This window comes from Chrysiogenia bacterium (genome assembly GCA_020434085.1).
Lineage (GTDB): Bacteria > JAGRBM01 > JAGRBM01 > JAGRBM01 > JAGRBM01 > JAGRBM01.
Genome location: JAGRBM010000200.1, coordinates 1 through 1,635 on the forward strand (window position 1 = coordinate 1; position 1,635 = coordinate 1,635).

Consider the following 1,635-nt stretch of genomic DNA (forward strand, 5'->3'; position numbering starts at 1 on the left):
GCGGTTTCTGCACGATCAACCCCCGCAGCAACGGCTGGGGGTGGGCCACATGGCTCTTTGTGCTGATGCCTGCGTTGCTGTTGCTTCGTCGCAGGCGCGTTCCGGCTCCGGTCTCCCGCAAGCCCAGCCGCAATTTCCTTGCCGCTCTTCTGGCACTGGGCGTGTTGGCAAGCGCGGGCGCCGCGCAGGCGACCACCGTCGTGACGCTTTCGACGGCGAAGATGGCCTCGCGCGCGCAGCATGTCGCCCACGTGAAGGTCACCGACGTGCAGGTGGTGCGACGCCCCGATGGCTGGATCTCGACGGTGTATACGCTTTCCCCGGTTGAATCGATCAAGGGCGAGGGCAGCTTCGAGATTTCCGTGCCCGGCGGCACGATCGGGAACTATGCGACGTACATTGCGGGCGCGCCGGTTCTCGCGGTCGGGCACGAATACATCGTCTTCGCCAAGGAGGCCGAAAACGGTCGCACGATCGTGAGCGGCGTCTTCCAGGGTGTCAAAGCCATCGGCAAGGACGCCGAGACCGGCATCACCTGGGTGCGCACCGGCGCAGGTGTTCCCGGCACGCTCCACACGACCGATGCCCACGGGGCCGAGGCCAAGGACAGTGCCGTTGGCGCGCAGGAACTGCCCGAGCTCATGCAGCTCGAAGACTACAAGGCCTACCTGAGGGGCCTGGTTGGCAAGTAAGCGGCTTTTTATCGGAACACAGCGAAAGGCCCGGCACCAGCCGGGCCTTTCTTCTTTGCCGCGGGGCCCGCGCTCGGAGTAGACTCGCCCGCCATGAGCTTCGCGCCCATCATCGGCCAGGACGCCGCCATCTCCCTGCTTCGCCGCCTCCTTGCGGCGGACCGGCTGCCCCACGCGCTGCTGTTCGTGGGGCCCGAGGGGGTGGGGCGCCACAAGACCGCCATCGCGCTGGCGCAGGCCCTGCTTTGCAGTCCCGAGGCGGATGCCGCCTCCAGCGGGCCCTCGCTCTTTGGCGGCGAAGAACCCGCAGGCCCTAGCCGTGAGGGCCCCGATGGATGCGGCGCGTGCGCTGCCTGCCGCCGGGTGCTGGCCGGCCAGCACGCCGACCTGCACATCCTCACGGGATCGGGCGTCAAGGGCGACATCCAGGTCGAACCCACCCGCGAGCTCATTACCGCGCTCCAGCTCCACTCGGTCGAGGGCGGGGCCAAGGTCGCCATTGTCGACCCGGCCGACCGGATGAACCGCGAGGCGGCCAATACCCTGCTCAAGACCCTTGAGGAGCCGCCCAGGAACACGACGCTCATCCTGGTGGCCCGCGAGCGCAGCCTGCTGCTGCCCACAATTGTGTCGCGTTGTCAGGTGGTTCGCTTCGGCAGCCTTGACCGGGAATCACTGCACCGGTATTTTGCAACTATTGGTGATCAAAGCGCTTTTTCGGAAAATCCCGAGATCGCGCGGATCGCCGTGGCGCTCTCGGGGGGCTCCATCGGCAAGGCACTGGCCATGGCCGAGGGGGAGCTGAGCTCGGGGCGTCAGGCGCTTCGGAACCTGCTCAAGGGACTTGAGCGGTCCGACAACGAAGCCCGCCTGAAGTGGGCCTCCGACGTCGCCGATCTGTTCAAGCAGGACTCCGAGAGTTTTGAAATTGCGTTCGAGGGAA

At 66.6% G+C, this 1,635-nt stretch carries 2 protein-coding genes; both read left to right on the forward strand.

Annotated elements, in window-relative coordinates; genetic code table 11:
* Positions 1-692 (forward strand): hypothetical protein (locus KDH09_06585; protein ID MCB0219346.1); only part of this gene is annotated, 692 nt, incomplete at its 5' end.
* Positions 693-785: 93 nt separating this feature from the next.
* Positions 786-1,635: DNA polymerase III subunit (locus KDH09_06590; protein MCB0219347.1), on the forward strand; the 850-nt coding region annotated here is incomplete at its 3' end.